A 21,698-nucleotide genomic window follows, 5' to 3' on the forward strand; every position below is an offset into this window, starting at 1 on the left:
CGCTACTTGCTCCCGATCAGGTTGGCCCAGGGCCCGCCCATGTAGGCGAACGAGGCCGGCGCGCCCGTGATCTTGCTGGAGGTGATCAGCACGTTGCTGGGCGCGGCCATCGGGATCCACGGCAGCTGCTGCATGATCCGGTCGCCGGCCTCGGCGACGAGCTTGGCGCGCGCGTCGGCGTCGCCGGTCTCACGCGCCTGGCTCATCAGCTCGGTGATCCGCTGGTCGCTGAAGCCGGAGTAGTTCTGCGTGCCGTCCGCCGAGACGAACGTGTTGTAGAACGCGGCCGGATCGGCGTAGTCGGGGTAGTTGACGGTCGGGAAGCCGTCGACGCCCTCGCGCGCCTTGGGGTCGGTGAAGAAGTTGATGAAGTTCTGCGCCGAGACGGCCTTGAACTTCACCTTCAGCCCGATCGCCTCGCCCGCGGTGCGCAGCGCGTTGGCCGCCGAGTTGAGGTTGGAGACCTCGCTGGTCATGCCGAGCGTGAGCGTCTTGCCCGTCGCGCCCGCCTCCTGGACCAGCTGCTTGGCCTTGGCGACGTCCTGCGTGGGCTCGGGCAGCTTCGCCCAGTCGGCCGCGAAGACCTCGCGGCCGTAGCCCCACGAGCCGGGGTTGGCCAGCGTGCGCGGCAGCTGCGCGCCGCCCTTGTAGACCGTCTGGATGTAGGCCTTGCGGTCGATCGCCATCGACAGCGCCTGGCGGACGCGCACGTCGCCGAGCACGCCCTTGAGGCTGGAGATGACCAGCGCGTCCATCGCGAACGACGGGCCCTCGCTCACCGTGACCTTGGGGTTGGACCGCAGCTGGTCCAGCGCGCTGAGCGCCTGCGGGTAGGAGCCGTCGATCCCGCCGGTGATCAGGCCCGTGGTCAGCGACGACTCGTCGGGGACGCCCTTGAAGTCGATCTGGCCGACCTTCGGCTTGTCCGGACCCCAGTAGTTGTCGTTCTTGACGAGCGTCAGCTGCGCGCCCGCCTTCCAGGAGCCCACCTTGTAGGGGCCGGCGCAGACGATCCCGCCGCCGGGCGTCCCGAACTTCTTGCCCTGCTTCTCGGCGTAGGCCTTCTCGTAGATGATGCCCGCCATCTGCGACAGCTCGCCGTCGAGCCAGAAGTCCGGCTGCTTGAGCTTGAGCGTGACGGTGTGGTCGTCGGTGGCGGCGATCGACGCGACGCGCGCGAAGACCTGCGGGTAGAAGCCGCCGGACTTCGGGTCGGCGGCGCGCTTGAGGCTGTAGACGACGTCGGCGGCGGTGACCGGCTGCCCGTCGGAGAACTTCGCGCCGTCCTGGAGCTTGAAGACCGTGGTCTTGTCGTCGGGGTGCTCGGGCAGCGCCGACAGGCCCGCGGCCAGCGTGCCGTCGGGCTGCTGCTTGACCAAGGCATCGCACAACGCCGTGTCGACCGTGTTCTCCGGGTAGTCGAAGGCCTGGATCGGGTCGAGCGTGCCGACCTCGCGGTAGGTCGCCCAGGTGATCTTGGCGACGTCGCCCGTGGCCGCGGGCGTGGTCGCCGGCAGCTGGGTGTTCGCGGTCGGCGCCGCCGCGCCGTTCGTGGTGCCGCCGGTCGCCGTGGAGGGCGCGGCCTTGCCACAGCCGCTGACGGCCAGCGCGGCCAGGGCGGCGGCGGCCGTCGCCGGGACGAGGACTCTGCTCATGGTGTGGGCACTCCGTCGGTAGAGGTGGAACCGGGCTCGTCGCCGCCCTGGGCGACCAATCGCTCGATGGCGTCCAGGATCAGGTCGCTGCCGAAGTCGTAGGCGGCGTCGAGATCCGGGAAGAGGTGGGCCGCCGCGCGGACCGCGTTGGGGAAGCGGTCGGCGGGCAGCAGCGCGTACGCGCGGCGCATCGCGCCGGGGTCGCGAAGACGGGGGTCGTCGGCGTCCTCGACGTGGGCGTAGTAGAGGCCCGTGCCGACGACGTGGTTCTCGATGACCTGGAACATCATCGCCGCCTGCGCGTCGGACAGCCCGCGCTCGGTCAACGTCTGCAGGTTGCGCTCGGCGATCCGCTGCAGGCTCGGCGTGTCGTCGGGCTGGACCGCCAGCAGCCGCGCCAGCTCGGGGTGGCTGCGGTAGCGGTACATCGCGTGGCGCAGCTCGATCTTCATCTGCTCGCGCCACGGCAGCGCCGGGTCGACGTCGATCTCGGTCCCGAAGAGGCGGTCGGCGAGCTGGACCAGCAGCTCGTCCTTGCCGCGGAAGTGCCGGTAGATCGCGGTCGGGTCGGACCCCAGCTCGGTGCCGATGCGCCGCATCGTCAACCGGCCCACGCCCTCCCGGTGCACGATCGCCTCGGCCGCGTCCAGGATGCGCTCGCGGTCCAAGCGGGCACGCGGCGGCTCGGCGGCGTCGACCGCCGCTCCTCTCTCCATGGCGCGGCACCGTACGCCTACGCCATCGCTGGTGTCAACGCAGTTGACACCAATGTGGCCAGGGCGGCGCACGACCGTGCGCCGGTTTGGCCCGCCCGGCGGTCGCGCGGTCGGGTAGCGCGCGCGACGCTCGCGCGACGGCATCTACGCCTCGCCCATCAGCTCGCGCACGCGGCGCTGGAAGCGGACCAGCAGCGCCTCGCTGTCCTCCATCAGGCGGCCGCGCTCGATCGCGCCCGAGGCCATCCCGCGGTGCATCGCCTCGCACAGCGCGTTGTCCTCCTCGCCGACCCGCAGCGACAGCTCGGTCACCTGCCGTGCGTACTCCTCGGTCGCGCCCTCCGGGAGGAAGACCGCCGTGCGCCCGCGCGTCGTGTGCGCGTCGACCGGCCAGTACCAGGTGGCCTCGAAGGCGCCCTCGCCCGGATAGATGTTGATGGTCATGGCCGGGAACAGCAGGTGCCAGAGGCTCTCCTCGACGGGACCGGACCGCGTGGCGAGCACCGCCTGCTGCTCGTCGAGCTTCCTGGTGTCCTTGACCGGCGCGGTGGCCGAGAGCAGGTCGCCGGCCGGCGCCAAGGCGTAGCGGTCGGCGCTGACGTCGAAGACCTTCGAGAAGCTCGGGTGGACGACCGCGCAGTGGTAGCACTCGAGGTAGTTCTCGCAGACGATCTTCCAGTTGGCGGCGATGTCCCAGTCGTAGACCGGGCCGACCGGCACGAGGCCGTCGAGGTCCATGCCGGCGGCGGCGATCGAGGCGCCCATCGCGTCGAGCTCGGCGGTCGGCGGCGCGGCGTCCGCGTCGACGTTGACGAGCACCAGCGGGCCCCACTCGCGGACGGCCACCGGCCGCAGGTCGAGGCCGTCGGCGCGGAAGCTCGGCTCGCGGTCGGCGCGCGGGGCGTGGCGCAGCCGCCCCTGCAGCGTGAACGTCCACGCGTGGTTGGGGCACTGCAGGAGCTTGGCCGGCCCGGTACCGTCGGCGAGGATCATCGCCCGGTGCGGGCAGACGTTGCGGAAGCCGCGCAGCACGCCGTCGCGGTCGCGGGTGAGCACGACCGGCATCCCGCCGATCTCGGCGGTCGCGTAGGACCCCGGCCGCGCCACGTCGCGCGCGAGCACGGCGACCTGCCAGGTCGTGCGGAAGATCGTGGCGATCTCCGCGCGCGACCGCGCGGGGTCGGAGTAGGCGATGGCGTCGAGCGCCGCGTGCCTCGCGCCGCTCATGCCGCCACCGGCTCGGGCGCCAGCCGCGGCCACGGCCGCTCGCGCTCGATCGTGGCGGCCACGACGAAGACCGACAGGTCGTCGAACGTCGGCCCGACGACCTGCACGCCCGTCGGCCGCCCGTGGCGGTCGTGCCCGGACGGCATCGCGATCACCGGGCAGTTGGAGAACATGTTGAACGGGAGCGTCATCGCCTCCCGCGTCATCCGGTGCAGCGGCACGCTCATGCCCGCCTCCCACGGCCCCACGGCCATCGTCGGGCAGATCAGCGCCCGGTGGTCCTCGAGCAGGCGACCCAGGGCGGGGTACAACGCGCCCTCGATCGCCATGCCCTCCAGCAGCGCCTCGCGCCCCAGCGCCCGGCCCGTCTCGGCCAGCGCGATGGTGTAGTCGTTGAGCTGGTCGCGGTGCTCGTCGAGCAGCGCGCCGGTCGCCGCGCCCATCGTCGTCCCGAGATGGCAGAGCGCGGCATGGCCGATCCGCTCGGCGCTCCACGGCAGCTCGACCTCGCGCACGTCGGCGCCGGCGGCCCGCAGCGCGTCGGCGACGGCCAGCGCGTTGGCCGCCCAGTCGGCGTCGACCTCGTAGTCGCCCAGCGTCACGCAGACCGCGATCCTCCAGCCGGCGACGCCGGGCCGCGTGCCCGAGACCCACAGCTTGGGGCGCAGCGACGCGACGTCGGCGTGGTGCGGCCCGGAGATGACGTTCTGCAGCAGCGCGACGTCGGCGACCGAGCGGGCCATCGGCCCCTCGTGGCAGTAGTAGTCGCGGTTGAAGGGCGGCATCTCGGGCACGCGCCCGGGCGGCGGCTTGAAGCCGACCGTGCCGCAGTAGGCCGACGGGATCCGGATCGAGCCGCCGATGTCCGAGCCGGTCGCCAGCGGCGCGGTGCCGGAGGCCAGCGCCGCGGCCGAGCCGCCCGACGAGCCGCCGACCGCGCGCGTGGCGTCCCAGGGGTTGCGCGTCACGCCCCAGAGCCGGCTGTGCGTGGTGGCCGCGCACGACAGCTCGGGCGTCGCGGTCTGGGCGTGCACGATCCCGCCGGCCGCGAGGATGCGGCGCACGAACGGCGCGGTCTCGGTCGCGACGGCGTCCCGGTGCACGAGCGACCCATAGGTGTTGGGCAGGCCCTCGATCGGCGCCTCCTCCTTGACCGCGACCGGCAGGCCGTCCAGCGGGCGCGCGCGGTCGCCGCCGCGGGCGTAGCGCGCCTCGGCCGCGCGGGCCTGCTCCAGCGCCCGCTCGGCGTGGACGAACGGCAGCGCGTTGACGGTCGGCTCGACGGCGTCGGCGCGCGCGAGCACGTCCTCCATCAGCTCGACCGGCGAGAGCGCGCGGGCGCGGAACAGCGCCAGCGCCTCCTCGGCGCCGAGCGCGTGCGGCGCGGTGACGTCGGTGGCGCTCACGCCGCGACCGCCGCGGTCGCCGTGGCGCGCAGGACCTCGCCGCCGCTGGAGGAGGCGACGACCAGCTCGAGCGTCGCCACGCCGTCGGCGACCGACGCGACGGTCCCGGTGAACGCGAGGACGTCGCCGGGCCAGACCTGGCCGACGAACCGCACGTTGTAGGTCTTGATGTGCGTCGGCCCGACCCAGCGCGCGAGGCGCATCCCGAGCACGCCGGCGTGCAGCATCCCCATGCCGAAGACCGTCGGGAACCCGGCCGCGCGCGCGAGCGGCTCGTCGTGGTGGATCGGGTTGAGGTCGCCGCCCGCGCCGGCGTAGCGGACGATGTCGGTGCGGGTCAGCGGACCGACGCTGTGCGGCGGCATGGCGTCGCCGGCGGCGAGGGCGACCGGCGCGGCGGGCAGCGCGGTCATGCCGCCGCCTCGCCGGTCTCGATCAGCGTGTCGGTCCGGCGGATCGCGACCTCGCCGTCGGGGGCGACGAAGTCGGTGGCGATCGTCGCCAGCGTCATCGTGCCGCCGCGCCGGCCCTCGCGGGTGGTGACGTCGACCACGCGCGTGGTCGCCCGCAGCTCCTCGCCCAGCGCGACCGGGCGCAGGAGCTCCCACGCGGCCTCGCCGTGCAGCAGCCGACCCAGGTCGGCGCCGAGGGCGAGGGCCGGGGCGAGCGCGCCGTCGGCGCGCCAGTGGTCGGCGAGCACGGTCGCGGTCGGCGGGAGCGGCACGCCGTCGAAGCCCGCGGCGGCCGCGGCGTCGGGGTCGTGCCACGCCGCGTCGTCGTCGTGCAGGGCACGAGCCAGCTCGTACAACTTGCTCCGCTCGACCGGGAAGCGCACGCTCCCCAGCTCCTGCCCCACCAGCTCCGGGTCGATCATGGCGGCACCGTACACAAAAAAGTCGTCGTGATGTTTTTTTCTGTTACGGTCCTGAGCATGTTCAACGACAAGACCGCCGTGATCACCGGCGGGGCCCGCGGCATCGGCCGCGCGACCGCCGAGCTGCTGGTCGCCGGCGGCGCTCGGGTCCTCATCGCCGACCTCGACGCCGACGCGGTCTCCGAGACCGCCGCGCGGCTCGGCGGCGACGTCGTCGCCTGGTCGGGCGACCTCACGCGCGAGGGCGCGGCCGACGCGCTGGTCGCCGCCGCGGCCGACGCGTTCGACGGGCGCCTCGACATCGTGGTCAACAACGCCGGCTACACGCTCGACGCGCCGGTCCACAAGCTCAGCGACGCCGACTTCCAGGCAATGCTCGACATCCACACGATCGTGCCCTTCCGCGTGCTGCGCGCCGCCGCGCCGCTGCTGCGCGAGCCCGCCAAGGCCGAGCGCGCCGAGGGCCGCGAGGTCTTCCGCAAGGTCGTCAACGTCGCCTCGCTGGCCGCCTACGGCAACGCCGGGCAGGCCAACTACTCCTCCGCGAAGTCCGGCGTCATCGGGCTGACCAAGACGCTCGCGCGCGAGTGGGGCAGCTACAAGGTCAACGTCAACGCGGTGGCCTTCGGCGTCATCGACACGCGCCTGACCGCGCCCAAGAGCGAGGACACCACGATCGACGTCGGCGGCCGCGCGGTCGCGGTCGGCATCCCCGAGCGGGCCAAGGCCGCGATGAGCGCCATGATCGCGCTCGGGCGCGCCGGCACGGCGACCGAGGCCGCGGGCGGGATCGCGTTCCTGTGCTCGCCGTGGAGCGACTACGTCACCGGCCAGGTGCTCAACGTGTCGGGCGGCATCGCGTTCGGGATGGGCGCGTGATGGCCGGCGCGCCGCGACGGACGTTCGTGGTCGGCGTCGGGATGACGTCGTTCTCCAAGCCCGGGACCAAGGACGGTGACTACCCCGACTGGGCCGTCGAGGCGGGCGGCGCGGCGCTGGCCGACGCGGGCGTGGGGTACGACGCGATCGAGCAGGTCTTCGCCGGCTACTGCTTCGGCGACTCGACCTACGGGCAGCGCGCGGTCTACGGCCTCGGCCTCACCGGCGTCCCGGTCGTCAACGTCAACAACAACTGCGCGACGGGGTCGAGCGCGCTGTGGCTCGCGCGCCAGGCCGTGCGCGGCGGGTTGGCCGAGTGCGCGCTGGCGATCGGCTTCGAGAAGATGGAGCGCGGGTCGCTGGGCATGAAGTACGCCGACCGCACGCCCGCGCTGGACCGCCACCTCGACCGCATGGCCGAGCTGCGCGCGCCCGAGGCCTCCCCGATGGCGCCGCAGATGTTCGGCAACGCCGGGCGCGAGCACATGGAGCGCCACGGGTCGACGCCCGAGCACTTCGCGTGGATCGGCTACAAGAACCACCGGCACTCCACCAACAACCCCTACGCCCAGTTCCAGACGGCCTACACGTTGGAGGAGATCCTGGACGCGCCGATGATCCACGCGCCGCTGACCAAGCTGCAGTGCTCGCCGACGTCCGACGGCGCGGCCGCCGTGGTCGTCGCGAGCGAGCGGTTCGTCGACGCCCACGACCTCTGGGCGGGCGCGATCGAGATCGCCGGGCAGGCGCTGGTCACCGACCTGGCCTCGACGTTCGACGAGCACGCCAGCTGCGCGACGATCGTCGGCTTCGACCTGTCGCGCGACGCCGCGCGGCAGGCCTACGAGGAGGCGGGGATCGACGCGGCGGCGGTCGACGTCTGCGAGCTGCACGACTGCTTCTCGGCCAACGAGCTGCTGACCTACGAGGCGCTCGGGTTCGCGGCCGTGGGCGAGGGCCATCACCTGGTCGACGCCGAGGCCACCACCTACGGCGGCGACGGCCCGGTCGTCAACCCGAGCGGCGGGCTGATCTCCAAGGGCCACCCGCTCGGCGCGACCGGGCTGGCGCAGTGCGGCGAGCTGACCTGGCAGCTGCGCGGCAGCGCCGGGCCGCGCCAGGTCGACGGCGCGCGCGTCGCGCTGCAGCACAACATCGGCCTGGGCGGCGCGGCCGTCGTCACCGTCTACACGCCGCCGGCGGCGTGACCGCGAGAATGCGCCGATGACGCCCGCGCCCCGTCTCGGCTCGCTGGAGCCCAAGCAGGACCGCAGCCGCGCGACGCGCCGGCTGCTGCTGGACGCCGCCGTCGACGAGCTGCTGGAGCACGGCTACCAGGGGCTGACGACGCTGGCCGTCGCCCAGCGCGCGGGCGTCTCGCGCGGCGCGGCGCAGGGCCACTTCCCGCAGAAGACCGCGCTGGTCGGCGAGGCGCTGCGGCATCTCGCCGAGCGCGAGGTGCAGGCGGTGCGCGACGTCGTCGAGACCGCGTCGGGCGATCCGCGCGCGCGGGCGCAGGCGGCGCTGGACTTCCTCTTCGAGCAGTTCAGCGGCCCGCTGTTCGCGACGGTCACCGAGCTGGCGCTCGCCTCGCGCGGCGCGCCCGAGCTGCAGGCCGCCGTCGAGGAGGAGGAGCGCGCGATGTCGACGCACGTCACCGAGGTCGCGCTCGAGCTGTTCGGCGCGGAGCGCGTGGAGACACCCGGCTTTACGACGCGCTGGAACACCGCGCTGGCCGCGATCCGCGGCGTCGCGCTGCTGCGCCTGCTGCGCCACTCGCCGCAGTCGACCCGCCGCCTCTGGGCCGGGACGCGCGGCGACCTGTTGGACATGCTGTTGCCCGACGACGAGGGGTCCTGAGCACGATGTCGCTGCTGCGGTCCGGGACGCTGGAGCGTCCCTACGACGAGCTGGCCGAGCGGGCCGCGCGCCTGGCCGGCGGGCTGGCGGCGCTCGGCGCGCGGCCGGGCGACCGCGTCGCCTTGGTGCTGCACAACGAGGCGCGCTTCGTGGAGGCGAGCATCGGGATCGGCGTGGCGGGCTGCGCGCCGGTGCCGATCAACTCGCGCTGGACCGGCCGCGAGGTCGCCCACGTGCTGGCCGACAGCGGCAGCCGGATCGTGGTGGTCCACAGCGACCTGGTGGCGGTGGCCGAGGCGGCCGCGCCCGACGCGACGATCGTCGAGGTCGTGCCGCCGGACGAGGTCGTCGAGGCCCTGGCGCTCGACGCGACCGCCGCGCGCGCGACGGGGCGCCACGTCGAGTACGAGGCCCTGGTCGCCGAGGGCGTCCCGCCCGCCGAGCCGGTCACGACCGCGCCGATGAGCATCATCTACACGTCCGGGACGACCGGGACGCCGAAGGGCGTCCTGCGCGACGCGACGCCGCCGGAGTCCGCGCAGGCGATCGCCGGCCTGGTCCTGGAGGGCCTGGCCTTCGCGCCGGGGATGCGGACGCTGATCCCCGCGCCGCTCTACCACACCGCACCCAACGTCCATGCCCTGTTCGCGGTGCGGATGGGGTGCGAGCTGACGGTCATGGCGAAGTTCGACCCGGAGCGGCTGCTGGCGTTGGTCGAGGCCCACCGGATCGAGCACATCCAGATGGTCCCGACCATGTTCACGCGGTTGCTCGCGCTGCCGGAGGCGACGCGCGCGCGGTACGACCTGTCGTCGTTGCGGTCGGTCGTCCACGCCGCCGCGCCGTGCCCGGTCGAGGTCAAGCGCGCGATGATCGACTGGTGGGGCCCGATCGTCCACGAGTACTACGGCGGGACCGAGGTCGGGCTGGTCGTCGTCACCGACACCGCGGCGTGGCTGGAGCACCCCGGCACGGTCGGCCGGCCGGTCGCCGACGGCGCCGTGCGGATCGTCGGCTCCGACGGCCGGGACCTCGGCCCCGGCGAGACCGGCGAGATCTTCCTGCGCCCGCCGTCCTTCTGGCCGGACTTCACCTACCTCAACCGCCCCGAGCAGCGCGCGGCGATCGGCCTCGACGACTTCGTCTCCCTGGGCGACGCCGGCCACCTCGACGCCGACGGCTACCTCCACATCACCGACCGGATCAAGGACATGATCATCTCCGGCGGCGTCAACGTCTACCCGGCCGAGATCGAGGCCTGCCTGCTCGGGCTCGACGGCGTGGTCGACGTCGCGGTCTTCGGCATCCCCGACGCCGACTGGGGCGAGGCGATCGCCGCCCACCTCCAGCTCGCGCCCGGCGCCGCCGTGGACGAGGACGCCGTCCGCGCCCACGTCCGCCGCGAGCTGGCCGGCTACAAGGTGCCCCGCGTCGTCGTCTTCGAGGACCTCCCCCGGCAGGACACCGGCAAGCTCTTCAAGCGACGGCTGGCCGAGCGCTACGCCGGCCCCTGACGTTCGCGAGCGCCTACGCGCCTCTCTCCGGCGCTCGATGGCCTTTCTTCCCGGACTTGGGGCACCCTGTGCCCGACGGCGGACGCCGTGGACCCAGCGGTGGCACCGCCGACCACGTCCAACCGGTCGCCGAGGCGGCCGTGAAGGGAGTACCCGATGGCTGACACCAACCGCGCCGTCATCTACCGCGGGATCCGCCACGTCGAGGTCGAGGACGTCGCGGACGCCGGCTTCGTCCTGCAGGACGGGCCGGGCGTCCACCCCGACAACGTGGGGCGGGAGCTGCCGCACGCCGCGATCCTCAAGGTCGTCGCGACGAACATCTGCGGATCCGACCAGCACATGGTCCGCGGACGCACCGACGCCCCGGAGGGCCTGCAGCTCGGCCACGAGATCACCGGGGAGGTCATCGAGATCGGGCCGGGGGTCGAGTTCATCAAGAAGGGCGATCTCGTGTCGATCCCCTTCAACATCGCCTGCGGGCGCTGCCGCAACTGCAAGGAGCGCAACACCGGCGTCTGCCTGAACGTCAACCCCGAGCAGCCGGGATCGGCCTACGGCTACGTGGCGATGGGCGGCTGGCGGGGCGGGCAGGCCAAGTACGTCACGGTCCCCTACGCGGACTGGAACTGCCTGAAGTTCCCGGACAAGGAGCAGGCGATGGACAAGATCCGCGACCTGACCATGTTGTCCGACATCTTCCCGACGGGCTACCACGGCTGCGTCACCGCGGGCGTCGGCACCGGCTCGACGGTCTACGTCGCGGGCGCGGGCCCGGTCGGCCTCGCCGCGGCGTGCTCGGCGCAGCTGCTGGGCGCGGCGGTCGTGATCGTCGGCGACATGCAGGCCGACCGCCTCGGCCAGGCGCGGTCGTTCGGCTGCGAGACGATCGACCTCTCCAAGGTCGACTCCCCCGAGGCGATGGCGGGCGCGATCGAGGGCATCCTCGGCGTGCCCGTGGTCGACTGCGCCGTCGACGCCGTCGGGTTCGAGGCCAAGGGCCACGGCACCAACGGCGAGGAGGCGCCGGCCGTCGTGCTCAACACGGTCATGGGCATCACGCGCGCGGCGGGCGGCATCGGCATCCCGGGCCTGTACGTCCCGAGCGACCCGGGCGCGGCCGACGAGTCGGCCAAGCACGGCAACCTCTCGCTGCAGTTCGGCATCGGCTGGGCCAAGAGCCTGACGTTCGCCACCGGCCAGGCGCCGGTGATGAAGTACCACCGCGGGCTGATGCAGGCGATCCTCAACGACCGCGTGCACATCGCCGACGCCGTCAACGCGACCGTGATCACGTTGGACGACGCGCCGCGCGGCTACGAGGAGTTCGACTCGGGCGCCGCGCAGAAGTTCATCCTCGACCCTCACGGCCTGGTCGGCGCCGCCGCGTAGGCGCCGCCGCGACCCGTGCCGGGAACCCCGCGCCGGCTCAGCCCGGCGCGGGCGCCCGCGCCCGTCAGCGAGCGCGCAGCGCCCAGTGGCGCGCCAGCGCGCTGTGCACGCCGTCGATCGCCGCGCGCGCGGTGCCGAGGTCGTCGCCGAAGAACGCCAGCGTCTCCTGGAGCAGCGGCTCGGGCTCGCCCAGCACGCCCTCGAGCGTCGCGTGCAGGCAGAAGGCGGCGTAGGTCGGGGCGTAGCCGCCCTCCTGGACGAGCAGCAGGCGGCCGTCGGTCAGCTCGTCGGCCAGCGTTCCCATGCTCCGCCCGAGCGCGCGGAAGCCGTCCATCGTGACGTTCATGCGGCCGTTGGGGTCGAAGGCCGAGGCGTCCTGGCCGCAGGCGCCGACGATCAGCTGCGGGTCGTACTCGCGCAGGATCGGCGCGACGATCCGGTCGAAGGCCATCGCGTAGGCCAGGTCGCCGGAGCCGAGCGGCAGCTCGACGTTGACGTTGTGCCCGGCGCCCGGGCCCAGCCCGGTCTCCGACGGGCCGCCGGTCTGCGGATGCGACGGTCCCCAGAGCCCGGTGCGCATGTGCAGCGAGATCGTCAGGACGTCGGCGCGCTCGTAGAAGCACGCCTGCGTGCCGTTCCCGTGGTGGACGTCCCAGTCGACGATCGCGACGCGCTCGACGCCGGCCCGGCGGGCGCGCTCGGCGGCCAGCGCGACGTGGTTGAAGAAGCAGTAGCCGTCGGCGCGCGCCGGCTGGGCGTGGTGGCCGGGCGGGCGCACGAGCGCGAGCGCGACCCGCGCCGCCTCGTCGCCGCCGCCGGCGGCGAGCACCGCGTCGGTGGCCGCCAGCGCCGTGCCCGCCGCCGCGCGCAGCGGCTCCCAGGAGCGCGGCGTCAGCACCGTATGGCCGTAGAGCCGCGTGCCGCCGCCGGCGATCGCCTCCTGGACCCACGCCACGTAGGCCGGGTCGTGGACGGTCTGAAGCTCGGCGACCTCGGCCAGGCGGCCGTCGCGCCAGCGCACGCGGTCGGCCAGCGGGCCGCGCTCGAGCATGGACTTCATGTTGGCGATCCGCGGCGCGCTCTCGGGGTGGCGCTCCTGGACGGCCAGCAGCGGGCTGGCCGGCAGCTCGAAGTGCCCCTCGCCGGTGTCGTGGTCCAGGACCGCGTCGTGCCAGAAGACGTCGATCACGCGCGCACCACCTGCTCCAGCGTCGGGGCCTCGGTCAGGCGCCGCAACCCGTTGGACTCGACGACGAAGTTGTCCTCCACCTTGAGGACGATCACCTGGCCGTCGACCTCCAGCGAGGTCTCGGGCTCCAAGGCGATGGTCATGCCCTCGACCAGGGCCGCGTCGCGGTCCAGCAGCTCGGAGCGGTGCAGCGTCGGCAGCTCGCATCCACGCAGCCCGACGCCGTGGCCGATCGAGTAGGGCGTCTCCCCCAGCCCACGGCCACGCAGGAACCCGTTGACGCGCGCGACCAGCTCGGACGCGCGCACCCCAGGGCGGGCGGCGGCGACCAGCTCTCCGTAGGCCTCCAACAACGTCTCGTAGGCCTTCACCACGACGGCGGGCGGCTCGCCGACGAACCCCGTGCGCGCCGCGTCGGACGCGTAGCCGCCGACGCCGTAGCACCCGATGTCGAAGAAGAACGCGTCGCCCTCGCGGATCTCCGCGCCGTGCGCGAACCAGTCGCCGCTGCCCTTGCGCAGGTTGCACACCGAGTGGCTCAGGAACTCGGCGCCCATCGACTGGGCGTAGGCGTTGGCGGCCGCGAGCAGGTCGTGGTCGGTCATGCCGACCTCGGCGACCTCGAGCGCGCGCTGCATCGCGCCGGCGTTGACGCGCGCGGCGGCCTCGACCAGCTCGACCTCCAGCGGATGCTTGACCTGCCGCGTCAGGAACAGGTCCAGCCCGACGCCGACGAAGGCCACGGACGGCAGCGCGGCGCGGAGCCCTTCGAGCAGCGCCGGGTCGAGGCCCTCGTAGCCGACGTGCCGGGCGCCGCGGCGCGTCAGCTCGCGCGCGACCGAGGACACCCAGAACTCCGGGTGCCCGATCGCCGGGCACCACGACGGCAGCGGGTGCTCGGCGCGCACGAGCGGCAGCTCGGGCACCGGCGCCAGGACGGTCTCGCCGACCGACGGCCCGAACACGTCGGCCTCGCCCTCGCCGTCGACGACCACCGCGAACCAGTCGTGGGCCTCGCTGATGATCTGCGCGCGGTAGTCGGTGACGTAGCGGATGTGGTCCGGGCCCGTGAGCAGGAGGTGGTCCAGCCCGCGCTCGTCCATCAGCGCGCGGACCCGCGCGTGACGGTGGGCGCGCAGCACCGCGCGGTCGACCTCCGGCCAGGCGAACATCACTCGGCCACCAGGGCCGGCGCGGCCTCGGCGTGCGGCTCGGCGGGCGCGTCGGCGCCCGTGCGCGGCAGCCGGGTGCGGATGACGACGCCCGCGATCCCGATCACGCCCGCGACGAGGAACACCGCGTAGTCCTCGTACCAGGGCAGCCCGCCGCGCGGCCACACGATGTTGATGGTCTCCAGCACGAGCCAGACGAGCGCGGCCCAGGAGATCACGACGCCCTTGGTCCCGGACAGGAAGCCGTCCTCGGCGGGCCGCCAGGTCCCGCGCGCCCGCGCGACCGCCAGCCCGATGACCGGGAACGAGAACGCGATGTAGAAGCCGCCGGAGGTGAACGTGACGAGGATCGTGTAGATGTCGGTCCCGCTGAGCAGGAACAGGACGCCGGACATCACGAACGTGACGCAGATCGCGCGGACCGGCAGCCGGTCGCGCCCCGACAGCTTACGCAGGAACGTCGCCGCGGGCAGGCGGTCCTCGCGCGCCAGCGCCCAGATGATCCGCGACACCGCGGCCTGGATGGCCAGCAGGCTGGCCAGGAAGCCGATCAGGAACACGCACAACAGCACCTCGGTCGCCGTGTGGCCGAGCTGGGCCTCCAGCGTGCCGACGACCGGGTCGGCGACCTGGCCCGACGCGACCGCGCCGAGGTCCGGGATCGCCAGGATGATCGCCAAGGACGAGAACATCACGACCAGGGCCACGAACAACAGCGACAACGCCATCGCCTTGGGCACCGCGCGCCGGGGGTCGCGGACCTCCTCGGCGATGGCGCCCGCGCTCTCGAAGCCCAGGAACGACCAGCCCGCGTAGGCGATCGCGAGCACGACCGGCGTCGACATGAACCCGGCGGTCGAGGCGGAGCCCAGGCCGTCGGTCATCACGCCCAGCCCGTGCTCGCGGTGGAAGAGCAGCAGCCACGCGCCGACGCCGATCGACCCGATCACCTCGGCGCCGATGCAGAAGGCCACCATGATCTTGACCACGTGGCGGCCGTGGGTGTTGCCCCACGTCGCGAAGGCCAGCAGGCCGAGCGCGAGCAGCGCCAGCGTCGTCTGGCTCGGCGTGTCGATCCCGACGACCTGGGCCAGGAACCCGGCGCCGCTGTAGGCGACCGCGGCCATCGCGATGCACAGCACCCAGATGTAGGCCCAGCCCGCGAACCACCCGTAGGTCTCGCCCAGCAGGCGGCGCGACCACTGGAACACCGATCCCTCGTAGGGCCAGCGCGACGCGAGCTGCCCGAAGGTCAGCGCGACCAGCATCTGGCCGCCCAGCGTGACCAGGAAGCCCCACCAGAAGCCCGGCCCGATCGTGGTCAGGCCGATGGCGAAGATGCCGTACAGGGCGACGATCGGCGAGACGAACGCGAAGGCCAGCGACAGGGTGGAGCGCAACGTGAAGTCGCGGACCAGCTCCTGGCTGTGGTCGTTCGTCGGCGAAACGGCGGACATCGGGGTCGAGTCTCCTCTCTCGGGGTGCGCGGCGTCGGGAGGGTGCGACCATCTGCCTAACCGGTTTGGCGCCCAACCGGTTTGGCACCGTAGCGCCTGAGTCCGCGCGAAGCAAGCCCGATGCGTGAGAATGGACGCGGTGGAACCCACGCGCCGACCCACGGTCCAGGACATCGCGGCGCGTGCGGGCGTCTCGAAGACGACGGTCAGCCACGCCCTCAACGGCAAGGGACGCGTCGGTCCGGAGACCCGCACCCGGATCATGGCGGTGGCCGCCGAGTTGGGCTTCGAGCCCAACGTGCACGCCCGCGGCCTGGCCACCGGGCGCCACATGACCGTCGCGCTGCAGGTCAGCGGCCACCGCGGCAAGATCCTGCTGCCGGACTCGGCCTACTTCATCGAGGTACTCAACGCCGCGTCGGCCGCCGCGCTGCGCCGGGGCTACACGCCGATGCTGACGCCGTCCGACCTCGGCGCCGACGCGGTCGAGGGCCTGGCGATCGACGGCGCCGTGATCATCGACCCGACCTCCCGCGACCCGCTGCTGCGCACGCTCGTCGACACCGGCAAGGTCGTGGTCACGGCGGGCCGCCCGCTGCGGCGGACCGGCGAGGTCTCGTGGGTCGACAACGACCACGCGGCGCTGACGACCCAGGTCCTCGACCACTTCGAGGCACGCGGCTACACGCGGCCGGCGCTGCTGACCGGCGCGGCGTCCCGGTCCTACGCCCACGACATGATCCGGTCCCATCGCGACTGGGTCCGGGCGCGCGGCGGCGAGCCGCTGGCGGTCAAGGTCCCCGGCCCTCCGACCGCCGACGCCGCGATCGCGGCGGCCCGCGCCCTGCTGTCGCGCCCCGACCGCCCCGACGCGATCTACGCGACGTTCGACCACTTCGCGCTCGGCACGCTGCGCGTCGCGCAGGAGCTCGGCATCGCGGTCCCCGACGACCTCGGCATCGCCTCGACGGTCGACAGCGACGCGCTGCGCTCGACGTCGCCGTCGATCACCGCCTTCGAGCTGCACGCGGCGACGATCGGCGACACCGCGATGACGTTCCTGGCCGACCGCCTGGAGGCCCGCGCCGAGACCGGCTCGCTGATCGTCGACGCCGAGCTGCGCGAGCGCGGGTCGACGGCCCGGAAGCGCGCGGGCTAGGCGCCGTCCCAGCCGCGGACGCCGGCGCCGAGCATCTGCAGCTGGCGCAGGATCCGCTGCTCGATCGCCTGCTGGGCGGCCGGGCCTTCGGCCTCGACCATCTGCTCGACGGCCGAGGTCATCATCGTCACGAGCAGCGACGCCAGCAGCCTGATGTCCTCGGTGCTCCAGGCGCGCAGCGCGGGTTCGCGGGCGAGGTCGAGCGCGAGGTCGCCCTCGAAGCGCTCCATCGCGCGGGTGATCGCCGCGCGGATCGCGGCCGAGCCTCCGAGGCGCTCGCGCACGACGAAGCGGAAGCTCGCGGTGTTCTCGCGGGCGTAGCCGAGCAGGCGCACGGCCTCGGCCGACGTGGCGGTCGTCAGCCCGTCGGCCCCCTCGCGGGCGCGGGCCGCGCGCAGCGCCCCGTTGAGGTTGGCGAAGCTCTCCTGCACCAGCGCGAGGCCGAGCGCCTCGAGGTTGTCGAAGTGGCGGTAGAACGCCGCGGGCACGACGCCGGCGTGGCGGGTGACCTCGCGCAGGCTGAGGCTCGTGAACCCCTGCTCGGCCAGGAGCTCGTGGGCGGCGCCGAGCAGGCGGCGGCGCGTCTGCTCCTTGCGCGCGGCGCGGACCCTCGGCGGATCGTTGGGTGAACGGATGCTCACGGCTCACGGTGGACCCTACCGAAGGGCAGGAAAGCGAAACAGGCTTGACCCGGAAGGTCGTGTGTGGTTACGGTCAACACCTGTTCACCGAATCCGAGCGCGCGTTGTCCCATGGGCGCGCCGGGTCCCGTTCCTGGAGGAGAGAACCGTGCGATCAGCACGCACCTGCGTGGCGCTGGCCTGCGCCCTGACCGCGGCCGCGGTCGGCCCGTCCGCGGCGTCGGCCGCCCTGTCCGACGTCCCGACCCCGACGGTGTCCGGCCCGATCCCGGTCACCGCCACGTCGCACCCGTTCCTGGCGTCCGACCTCGACCTGGCCGGCGGCGGCTACGTCGAGAAGGAGTACAACCTGTCGGGCGACGCCACCAAGTACTCGACGCCTTCCGGCCTGACGACGTCGACGAAGGTCCTCGACGGCCCCGCCGGCGGCCTGTACCCCTACAAGACGCGCATCGTCGTCCGGCGCCCGTCCGACCCGGCCAAGTTCAACGGGACGACGATCGTCGAGTGGGACAACGTCACCGCCGGCTTCGACGTCGAGTGGAACTGGTTCAACGACCCCAAGTACCTGATGGACCACGGCTACGCGTGGGTCGGCGTCTCGGCGCAGCGCGTCGGCGTCAACGCGCTGAAGTCCTGGAGCCCCGCGCGCTACGGCGACCTCGACGTCGACTCCGGCGGCGTGTCCCCGGCCGACATCCTGTCCTACGACATCTTCTCCCAGGCGGTGAAGGCCACGCGCGGCGCGTTCAACGGCCGCGACCCGATGGGCGGGCTGGAGACCACGCAGGTCATCGCCAGCGGCGAGTCGCAGTCCGGCAGCCGCCTCAACAACTACTACAACGCGATCCAGCCGGTCGCCAACCTGATCGACGGGTTCTTCATCACGGTCGCCACCGGCTCCCTGCGCACCGACCAGACGGCCAAGGTCATGCGCGTGCTCAGCGAGCGCGAGGTCACGACCCGGCCCGCGTCGCCGGAGGCCGACAGCGCGACGCTGCGCCACTGGGAGATCGCGGGCGGCTCGCACCTCCCGTTCGTGGCCTACAAGAACTGGGTGCCGTCCGCGACGCGCGACCTCGGCGTGCAGTCGGCCGACTGCACCAAGCCCGCGCTGTCGCGGATCCAGTGGCCCTACGTCGCCAACCGCGCGCTCGACGCGCTCGCGACGTGGGCGAAGGGCGGCGCCGCGCCGGCCATCGCGCCGCGCGCGCAGTACGTGGACGTCACGGCGGGCGCGGCGCTGTCGCGTGACGCCAACGGCAACGAGATCGGCGGCATCCAGCTGCCGGGCCTGACGGTGCCGGTCGCGACCGAGTCCTCCGTCAACTCGGCCATGGCCGGGACGACGAACCCGTTCAGCGCGTTCTGCGGGCTGCTCGGCTCCAGCACGCCGTTCGCCCTGTCGGCGCTCGAGACGACCTACAGCGACTACGGCGACTACGTCGACCGGTCCGACGCGCAGGCCGAGGCGCTGCGGGGCGGCGGCTTCCTCACGGACTCCGGCGTCGACGCGCTGAAGGCCGACGCCGCCGACTTCACGCGGCTGCGGCCGACGGTGCCGGTCCTGTCCGGCGGGGAGGTCAACGCCGGGACGTTCGGGCTGAGCTGGCGCGGCCCGTCGCCGGTCACCACCGACACGACCTACGAGCTGGAGGCCCAGGACGCGGCGCCCAGCGCCCGGTGGGCCGGCGTCGCGGGCGCCGACGCGCTGGCCGCGCGGAGCTTCGCGGGCGCGGGCGCGGCGCTGCCCGACGGCACCTACGCGTTCCGCGTGCGCAGCACGACCCACACGGTGCCCTCGCCGGTCGAGCCCTCGCGCGTGGAGACGACCGCCTGGTCCAACGTCCTCAGCGGCGTCAAGATCGACCGCACGGCGCCGGATGCGCCGACGATCGCGGCCGACCGTGCGCCCGAGTACCCCGGGCCGGACGGTGACTGGTTCAAGGACGCGGTGACGCTGTCGGTCAGCGCCACCGACCCGGCGCTGGCGGACGGCAGCGCGGGCAGCGGCGTCGACCCGGCGTCGGTGCCGGCCGGCGCGTCGCGCACGACCACCGGATCGCTGACGGTCGGCGGCGCGGTCCGCGACCGGGCGGGCAACGTGTCGGCCACCGCCATGCGGACGGTCGAGGTCGACGCGGCCGCGCCGTCGGTCGCGCTGGCGTGCCCGTCGAGCGCGTACGTCGGCGACGCCGCGCAGGCGACGGCGATCGCCACCGACGTCGGAGCCGGCCTGGCCGGCGACGCGGCGGGCACGGTCGCCATCGACACCGCGACCGCCGGGACCAAGACGGTGTCCTACACCGCCACCGACCGCGTCGGCCACGCCACGACGAAGTCGTGCTCGACGCTCGTCCGCGCGGTGCCGGTCGACGGCGCCACCGGCCCGCGGGGCGACACGGGGGCCACGGGGGCCACGGGCGAGACCGGGGCGACGGGCGCCACGGGCGCCGCGGGCGAGACCGGCGCGAAGGGCGAGACCGGCGCCGCGGGCGCCGCGGGCGCCAAGGGCGAGACCGGCGCCAAGGGCGAGACCGGCGCCAAGGGCGCGACCGGCAAGCCCGGCCGCGACGCCAAGGTCGCCTGCACCGCCAAGGGCGCCAAGCGCGTGAAGGTCACCTGCAAGGTGACGTTCTCCGGCAAGCAGGCGAGCAGCGCGCGCCTGGTCCTGCGCCGCGGCGGCCGCGCCGTCGCGACCGCCACCGCCCGCCGCGGCGCCGGCGCCGTGACGCTCAAGGGCCGCCGCGCGCTCGCCCACGGGCGCTACACGCTGACCGTGACGGTCGGCGGCGCCACCGCGAGCAAGGTGGTGCTGTCGATCTAGCCCGACCCACGGTCAGGCGCCGCGCTGGTCGTGCGGAGGCGCCCCCAAGGTGATCGATGGCCCGCGGGCCTTGCCCGCGGGCCATCGGTCGCTCAGGACGCGACGCGCTCGCCCGCCGCGACGGCGTCGAGCGCCCGGGCGACGTTGTCCAGGTGCTTGCGCATCGCCCGCTCGGCGGCCTTGCGGTCGCCCGCCGCGATCGCCTCGACGATGGCCTGGTGCTCGGTCAGCGACCGCGGCGAGCGACCGGGGGCCAAGATGGTGCGGAACTGGAAGCGCACGAGCTGGGAGTGCAAGCGCGAGCAGATGTCGCGCGCGACGTCGTGGCGGGAGATCTCCAGGATGCGGCGGTGCAGGACCGCGTTGCGCTCGGACATGCTCAGCAGCTCGCCCGCGGCGTGCAACCGCGCCATCTCGGCGGTCAGCGCCCGCAGCTCGGCCGCCTCCGCGTCGGTGCGCCGCAGCGCGGCGTAGCCGGCGGCCAGCGACTCCAGCGCCGCGCGCGCCTCCAGCACCTCGATCGCCTCGCGCGGCGTGACGCGCCGCACGCGCGCGCCGCGGTTGCGCTCGCGGACGACCAGGCCGTCGTGGTCGAGCCGCTGCAGCGCGGAGCGCACGGCGCCGCGGCTCACCCCCAGGCGCTCGGCCAGCTCCTCCTCGACGAGCCGCTCGCCCGGCGACAGCTCGCCGGAGACGATGTCGCGATGCAGCGCGTCGTAGGCGTCGGTGTCGCTCACAGGTCGAGTCTAAGCGAACAAGATTGTTGACAATCCTGTTAGCGTTCTCTGCGTGGGGCGTCCCGACGACCATCCCGTCCCGTCCGAGCGCGCCCGCGCGCTGGTGCGCGGCGGCTTCGATCCCTACGTGCACGTCGCGCCCGACTTCGCGCCGCGGCGGATCACCGACCTCGAGCTGGCGCGCCGCTGCCTGGAGCTGGGGCTGGCGGGCTTCGGCGTCATGTCGCACTACACGGCGACGCACGAGCGCGCCGCGGTCGTCAACGCCGCGGTCGGCGCGACGGTCGCCGCCGGCTCGATCGTCCTCAACCACGCCGTCGGCGGGCTCAACGCGACCGCCGTGGAGGTCGCGGCGCGGCAGGGCGTGCGGTTCGTGTGGCTGCCGACGGTCAGCGCGCCGGGCGAGGTCGCCAAGGTGCAGCGGGCCCCGGCGGGCGGCAACGTGCCGGTGTGGGTGCGCTTCGAGCGCGAGCTGCGCGCGGCGGGCGCTCCCCCGCGCCCGGTCGACGTCCTCGACGGCGACGGCGCGCCGCTTCCCGAGTTGTTGGAGGTCTTGCGGGTGGTGGCCGCGCACGGGCTCGTCCTGAACACCGGCCACCTGTCACGCGACGAGATCCTCGTCGTGGTGGACGCCGCCCTCGACGTCGGGGTCGAGACGATCGTCGTCACCAACCCCGAGTTCCCGTCGCACCGGCTGACGCCCGCCGAGCAGGTGGAGCTGGCCGACCGCGGCGCGCTGCTGCAGCGCGCGCTCACCACGCCCTACACGGGCAAGTGCACGTGGGACGAGATCTTCGCCGCCACCCGCGCGGTCGGCGCGCGCCACACGGTCTGGGGCAGCGATCTCGGGCAGGTCTTCAACCCTCCGGTCGAGGACGGCCTGGCGCTCATGGCCGACCGTCACCTCCAGGCCGGGTTCAGCGAGCAGGAGGTCGTGACCATGGCGGTGGAGAACACGCGACGGCTGGCCGGGGTCGAGGTCCGTGCCTAGGC

The 21,698-nt window shown here is 73.7% G+C and carries 19 protein-coding genes; 8 read left to right on the forward strand and 11 right to left on the reverse strand.

What is annotated here, in order from left to right:
- Window positions 1-2 precede the first annotated feature (2 nt).
- The 6 genes from VFG42_RS03695 to VFG42_RS03720 all read right to left on the reverse strand — a co-directional run bounded on the left by VFG42_RS03695 (window position 3) and on the right by VFG42_RS03720 (window position 5,878).
- A complete protein-coding gene (locus VFG42_RS03695; protein WP_324905378.1) occupies window positions 3-1,655 on the reverse strand; it encodes an ABC transporter substrate-binding protein in 1,653 nt (550 codons plus the stop codon).
- The gene (locus tag VFG42_RS03700) at window positions 1,652-2,371 is read right to left on the reverse strand and encodes a TetR/AcrR family transcriptional regulator (RefSeq protein ID WP_324905380.1); all 720 of its coding nucleotides are present in this window, start codon (window positions 2,369-2,371) and stop codon (window positions 1,652-1,654) included. Before VFG42_RS03700 ends, VFG42_RS03695 begins: the two co-directional genes overlap by 4 nt.
- A 144-nt stretch (window positions 2,372-2,515) precedes the next feature.
- On the reverse strand, window positions 2,516-3,598 hold the full coding sequence (locus VFG42_RS03705; RefSeq protein WP_324905382.1) for an aromatic ring-hydroxylating dioxygenase subunit alpha: 1,083 nt from the start codon (window positions 3,596-3,598) through the stop codon (window positions 2,516-2,518).
- A complete protein-coding gene (locus VFG42_RS03710; protein WP_324905384.1) occupies window positions 3,595-5,004 on the reverse strand; it encodes an amidase in 1,410 nt (469 codons plus the stop codon). Before VFG42_RS03710 ends, VFG42_RS03705 begins: the two co-directional genes overlap by 4 nt.
- The gene (locus tag VFG42_RS03715) at window positions 5,001-5,417 is read right to left on the reverse strand and encodes a MaoC/PaaZ C-terminal domain-containing protein (protein WP_324905386.1); all 417 of its coding nucleotides are present in this window, start codon (window positions 5,415-5,417) and stop codon (window positions 5,001-5,003) included. Before VFG42_RS03715 ends, VFG42_RS03710 begins: the two co-directional genes overlap by 4 nt.
- Entirely contained in the window at window positions 5,414-5,878 is a 465-nt protein-coding gene (locus VFG42_RS03720; protein WP_324905388.1) for an FAS1-like dehydratase domain-containing protein, read from the reverse strand. The genes VFG42_RS03715 and VFG42_RS03720 overlap by 4 nt, the downstream gene beginning before the upstream one ends.
- Before the next feature lie 57 nt (window positions 5,879-5,935).
- On the opposite strand from VFG42_RS03720, the gene VFG42_RS03725 reads away from it, so the two are divergent.
- The 5 genes from VFG42_RS03725 (at window position 5,936) to fdhA (ending at window position 11,523) form a co-directional block, all read left to right on the forward strand.
- Window positions 5,936-6,757 (forward strand): SDR family NAD(P)-dependent oxidoreductase, encoded by an 822-nt coding sequence (locus VFG42_RS03725; protein ID WP_324905390.1) that lies wholly within the window; start codon window positions 5,936-5,938, stop codon window positions 6,755-6,757.
- On the forward strand, window positions 6,757-7,965 hold the full coding sequence (locus tag VFG42_RS03730; protein WP_324905392.1) for a thiolase C-terminal domain-containing protein: 1,209 nt from the start codon (window positions 6,757-6,759) through the stop codon (window positions 7,963-7,965). The genes VFG42_RS03725 and VFG42_RS03730 overlap by 1 nt, the downstream gene beginning before the upstream one ends.
- A 16-nt stretch (window positions 7,966-7,981) precedes the next feature.
- Window positions 7,982-8,617: a TetR/AcrR family transcriptional regulator gene (locus tag VFG42_RS03735; RefSeq protein ID WP_324905395.1), complete on the forward strand. Its 636-nt coding sequence runs from the start codon at window positions 7,982-7,984 to the stop codon at window positions 8,615-8,617.
- Between the two features lie 5 nt (window positions 8,618-8,622).
- Window positions 8,623-10,131 (forward strand): AMP-binding protein, encoded by a 1,509-nt coding sequence (locus VFG42_RS03740; RefSeq protein WP_324905397.1) that lies wholly within the window; start codon window positions 8,623-8,625, stop codon window positions 10,129-10,131.
- A 156-nt stretch (window positions 10,132-10,287) separates the two neighbouring features.
- The gene (fdhA, locus tag VFG42_RS03745; RefSeq protein ID WP_324905399.1) at window positions 10,288-11,523 is read left to right on the forward strand and encodes a formaldehyde dehydrogenase, glutathione-independent; all 1,236 of its coding nucleotides are present in this window, start codon (window positions 10,288-10,290) and stop codon (window positions 11,521-11,523) included.
- A 64-nt stretch (window positions 11,524-11,587) separates the two neighbouring features.
- On the opposite strand, the gene VFG42_RS03750 is transcribed toward fdhA, so the two are convergent.
- Genes VFG42_RS03750 through VFG42_RS03760 form a run of 3 tightly spaced genes read right to left on the reverse strand, consistent with a single transcriptional unit; the run spans window position 11,588 to window position 15,341 of the window.
- Window positions 11,588-12,712 (reverse strand): histone deacetylase, encoded by a 1,125-nt coding sequence (locus VFG42_RS03750; RefSeq protein ID WP_324905401.1) that lies wholly within the window; start codon window positions 12,710-12,712, stop codon window positions 11,588-11,590.
- Entirely contained in the window at window positions 12,709-13,884 is a 1,176-nt protein-coding gene (locus VFG42_RS03755) for a Xaa-Pro peptidase family protein (protein WP_324905464.1), read from the reverse strand. Before VFG42_RS03755 ends, VFG42_RS03750 begins: the two co-directional genes overlap by 4 nt.
- Window positions 13,884-15,341: an APC family permease gene (locus VFG42_RS03760; protein ID WP_324905403.1), complete on the reverse strand. Its 1,458-nt coding sequence runs from the start codon at window positions 15,339-15,341 to the stop codon at window positions 13,884-13,886. Before VFG42_RS03760 ends, VFG42_RS03755 begins: the two co-directional genes overlap by 1 nt.
- A gap of 139 nt (window positions 15,342-15,480) precedes the next feature.
- On the opposite strand from VFG42_RS03760, the gene VFG42_RS03765 reads away from it, so the two are divergent.
- Entirely contained in the window at window positions 15,481-16,500 is a 1,020-nt protein-coding gene (locus VFG42_RS03765) for a LacI family DNA-binding transcriptional regulator (RefSeq protein WP_324905406.1), read from the forward strand.
- Here the strand turns inward: VFG42_RS03765 and VFG42_RS03770 are convergent.
- Window positions 16,497-17,141, reverse strand: a complete 645-nt coding sequence (locus tag VFG42_RS03770; protein ID WP_324905408.1) for a TetR family transcriptional regulator — start codon at window positions 17,139-17,141, stop codon at window positions 16,497-16,499. The genes VFG42_RS03765 and VFG42_RS03770 overlap by 4 nt on opposite strands.
- 148 nt (window positions 17,142-17,289) lie before the next feature.
- On the opposite strand from VFG42_RS03770, the gene VFG42_RS03775 reads away from it, so the two are divergent.
- A complete protein-coding gene (locus VFG42_RS03775; RefSeq protein ID WP_324905410.1) occupies window positions 17,290-19,968 on the forward strand; it encodes an alpha/beta hydrolase domain-containing protein in 2,679 nt (892 codons plus the stop codon).
- A gap of 92 nt (window positions 19,969-20,060) precedes the next feature.
- Here VFG42_RS03775 and VFG42_RS03780 read toward each other — a convergent pair whose 3' ends face one another.
- A complete protein-coding gene (locus tag VFG42_RS03780; RefSeq protein WP_324905412.1) occupies window positions 20,061-20,705 on the reverse strand; it encodes a GntR family transcriptional regulator in 645 nt (214 codons plus the stop codon).
- 52 nt (window positions 20,706-20,757) lie between these two features.
- Between VFG42_RS03780 and VFG42_RS03785 the strand changes: the two genes are divergently transcribed.
- Complete coding sequence (locus tag VFG42_RS03785; protein WP_324905414.1) at window positions 20,758-21,696, forward strand: DUF6282 family protein; 939 nt, start codon at window positions 20,758-20,760, stop codon at window positions 21,694-21,696.
- Window positions 21,697-21,698 lie beyond the last annotated feature (2 nt).

This window comes from Baekduia sp. (assembly GCF_035685985.1).
Lineage (GTDB): Bacteria > Actinomycetota > Thermoleophilia > Solirubrobacterales > Solirubrobacteraceae > Baekduia.

Excerpts from the sequence above, each read along its gene's own strand:
- VFG42_RS03695 (WP_324905378.1), bottom strand. The coding sequence starts at position 1,655 with ATGAGCAGAGTCCTCGTCCCGGCGACGGCCGCCGCCGCCCTGGCCGCG.
- VFG42_RS03700 (WP_324905380.1), bottom strand. The coding sequence starts at position 2,371 with ATGGAGAGAGGAGCGGCGGTCGACGCCGCCGAGCCGCCGCGTGCCCGC.
- VFG42_RS03705 (WP_324905382.1), bottom strand. The coding sequence starts at position 3,598 with ATGAGCGGCGCGAGGCACGCGGCGCTCGACGCCATCGCCTACTCCGAC.
- VFG42_RS03715 (WP_324905386.1), bottom strand. The coding sequence starts at position 5,417 with ATGACCGCGCTGCCCGCCGCGCCGGTCGCCCTCGCCGCCGGCGACGCC.
- VFG42_RS03720 (WP_324905388.1), bottom strand. The coding sequence starts at position 5,878 with ATGATCGACCCGGAGCTGGTGGGGCAGGAGCTGGGGAGCGTGCGCTTC.
- VFG42_RS03725 (WP_324905390.1), top strand. The coding sequence starts at position 5,936 with ATGTTCAACGACAAGACCGCCGTGATCACCGGCGGGGCCCGCGGCATC.
- VFG42_RS03730 (WP_324905392.1), top strand. The coding sequence starts at position 6,757 with ATGGCCGGCGCGCCGCGACGGACGTTCGTGGTCGGCGTCGGGATGACG.
- VFG42_RS03735 (WP_324905395.1), top strand. The coding sequence starts at position 7,982 with ATGACGCCCGCGCCCCGTCTCGGCTCGCTGGAGCCCAAGCAGGACCGC.
- VFG42_RS03740 (WP_324905397.1), top strand. The coding sequence starts at position 8,623 with ATGTCGCTGCTGCGGTCCGGGACGCTGGAGCGTCCCTACGACGAGCTG.
- fdhA (WP_324905399.1), top strand. The coding sequence starts at position 10,288 with ATGGCTGACACCAACCGCGCCGTCATCTACCGCGGGATCCGCCACGTC.
- VFG42_RS03755 (WP_324905464.1), bottom strand. The coding sequence starts at position 13,884 with ATGTTCGCCTGGCCGGAGGTCGACCGCGCGGTGCTGCGCGCCCACCGT.
- VFG42_RS03760 (WP_324905403.1), bottom strand. The coding sequence starts at position 15,341 with ATGTCCGCCGTTTCGCCGACGAACGACCACAGCCAGGAGCTGGTCCGC.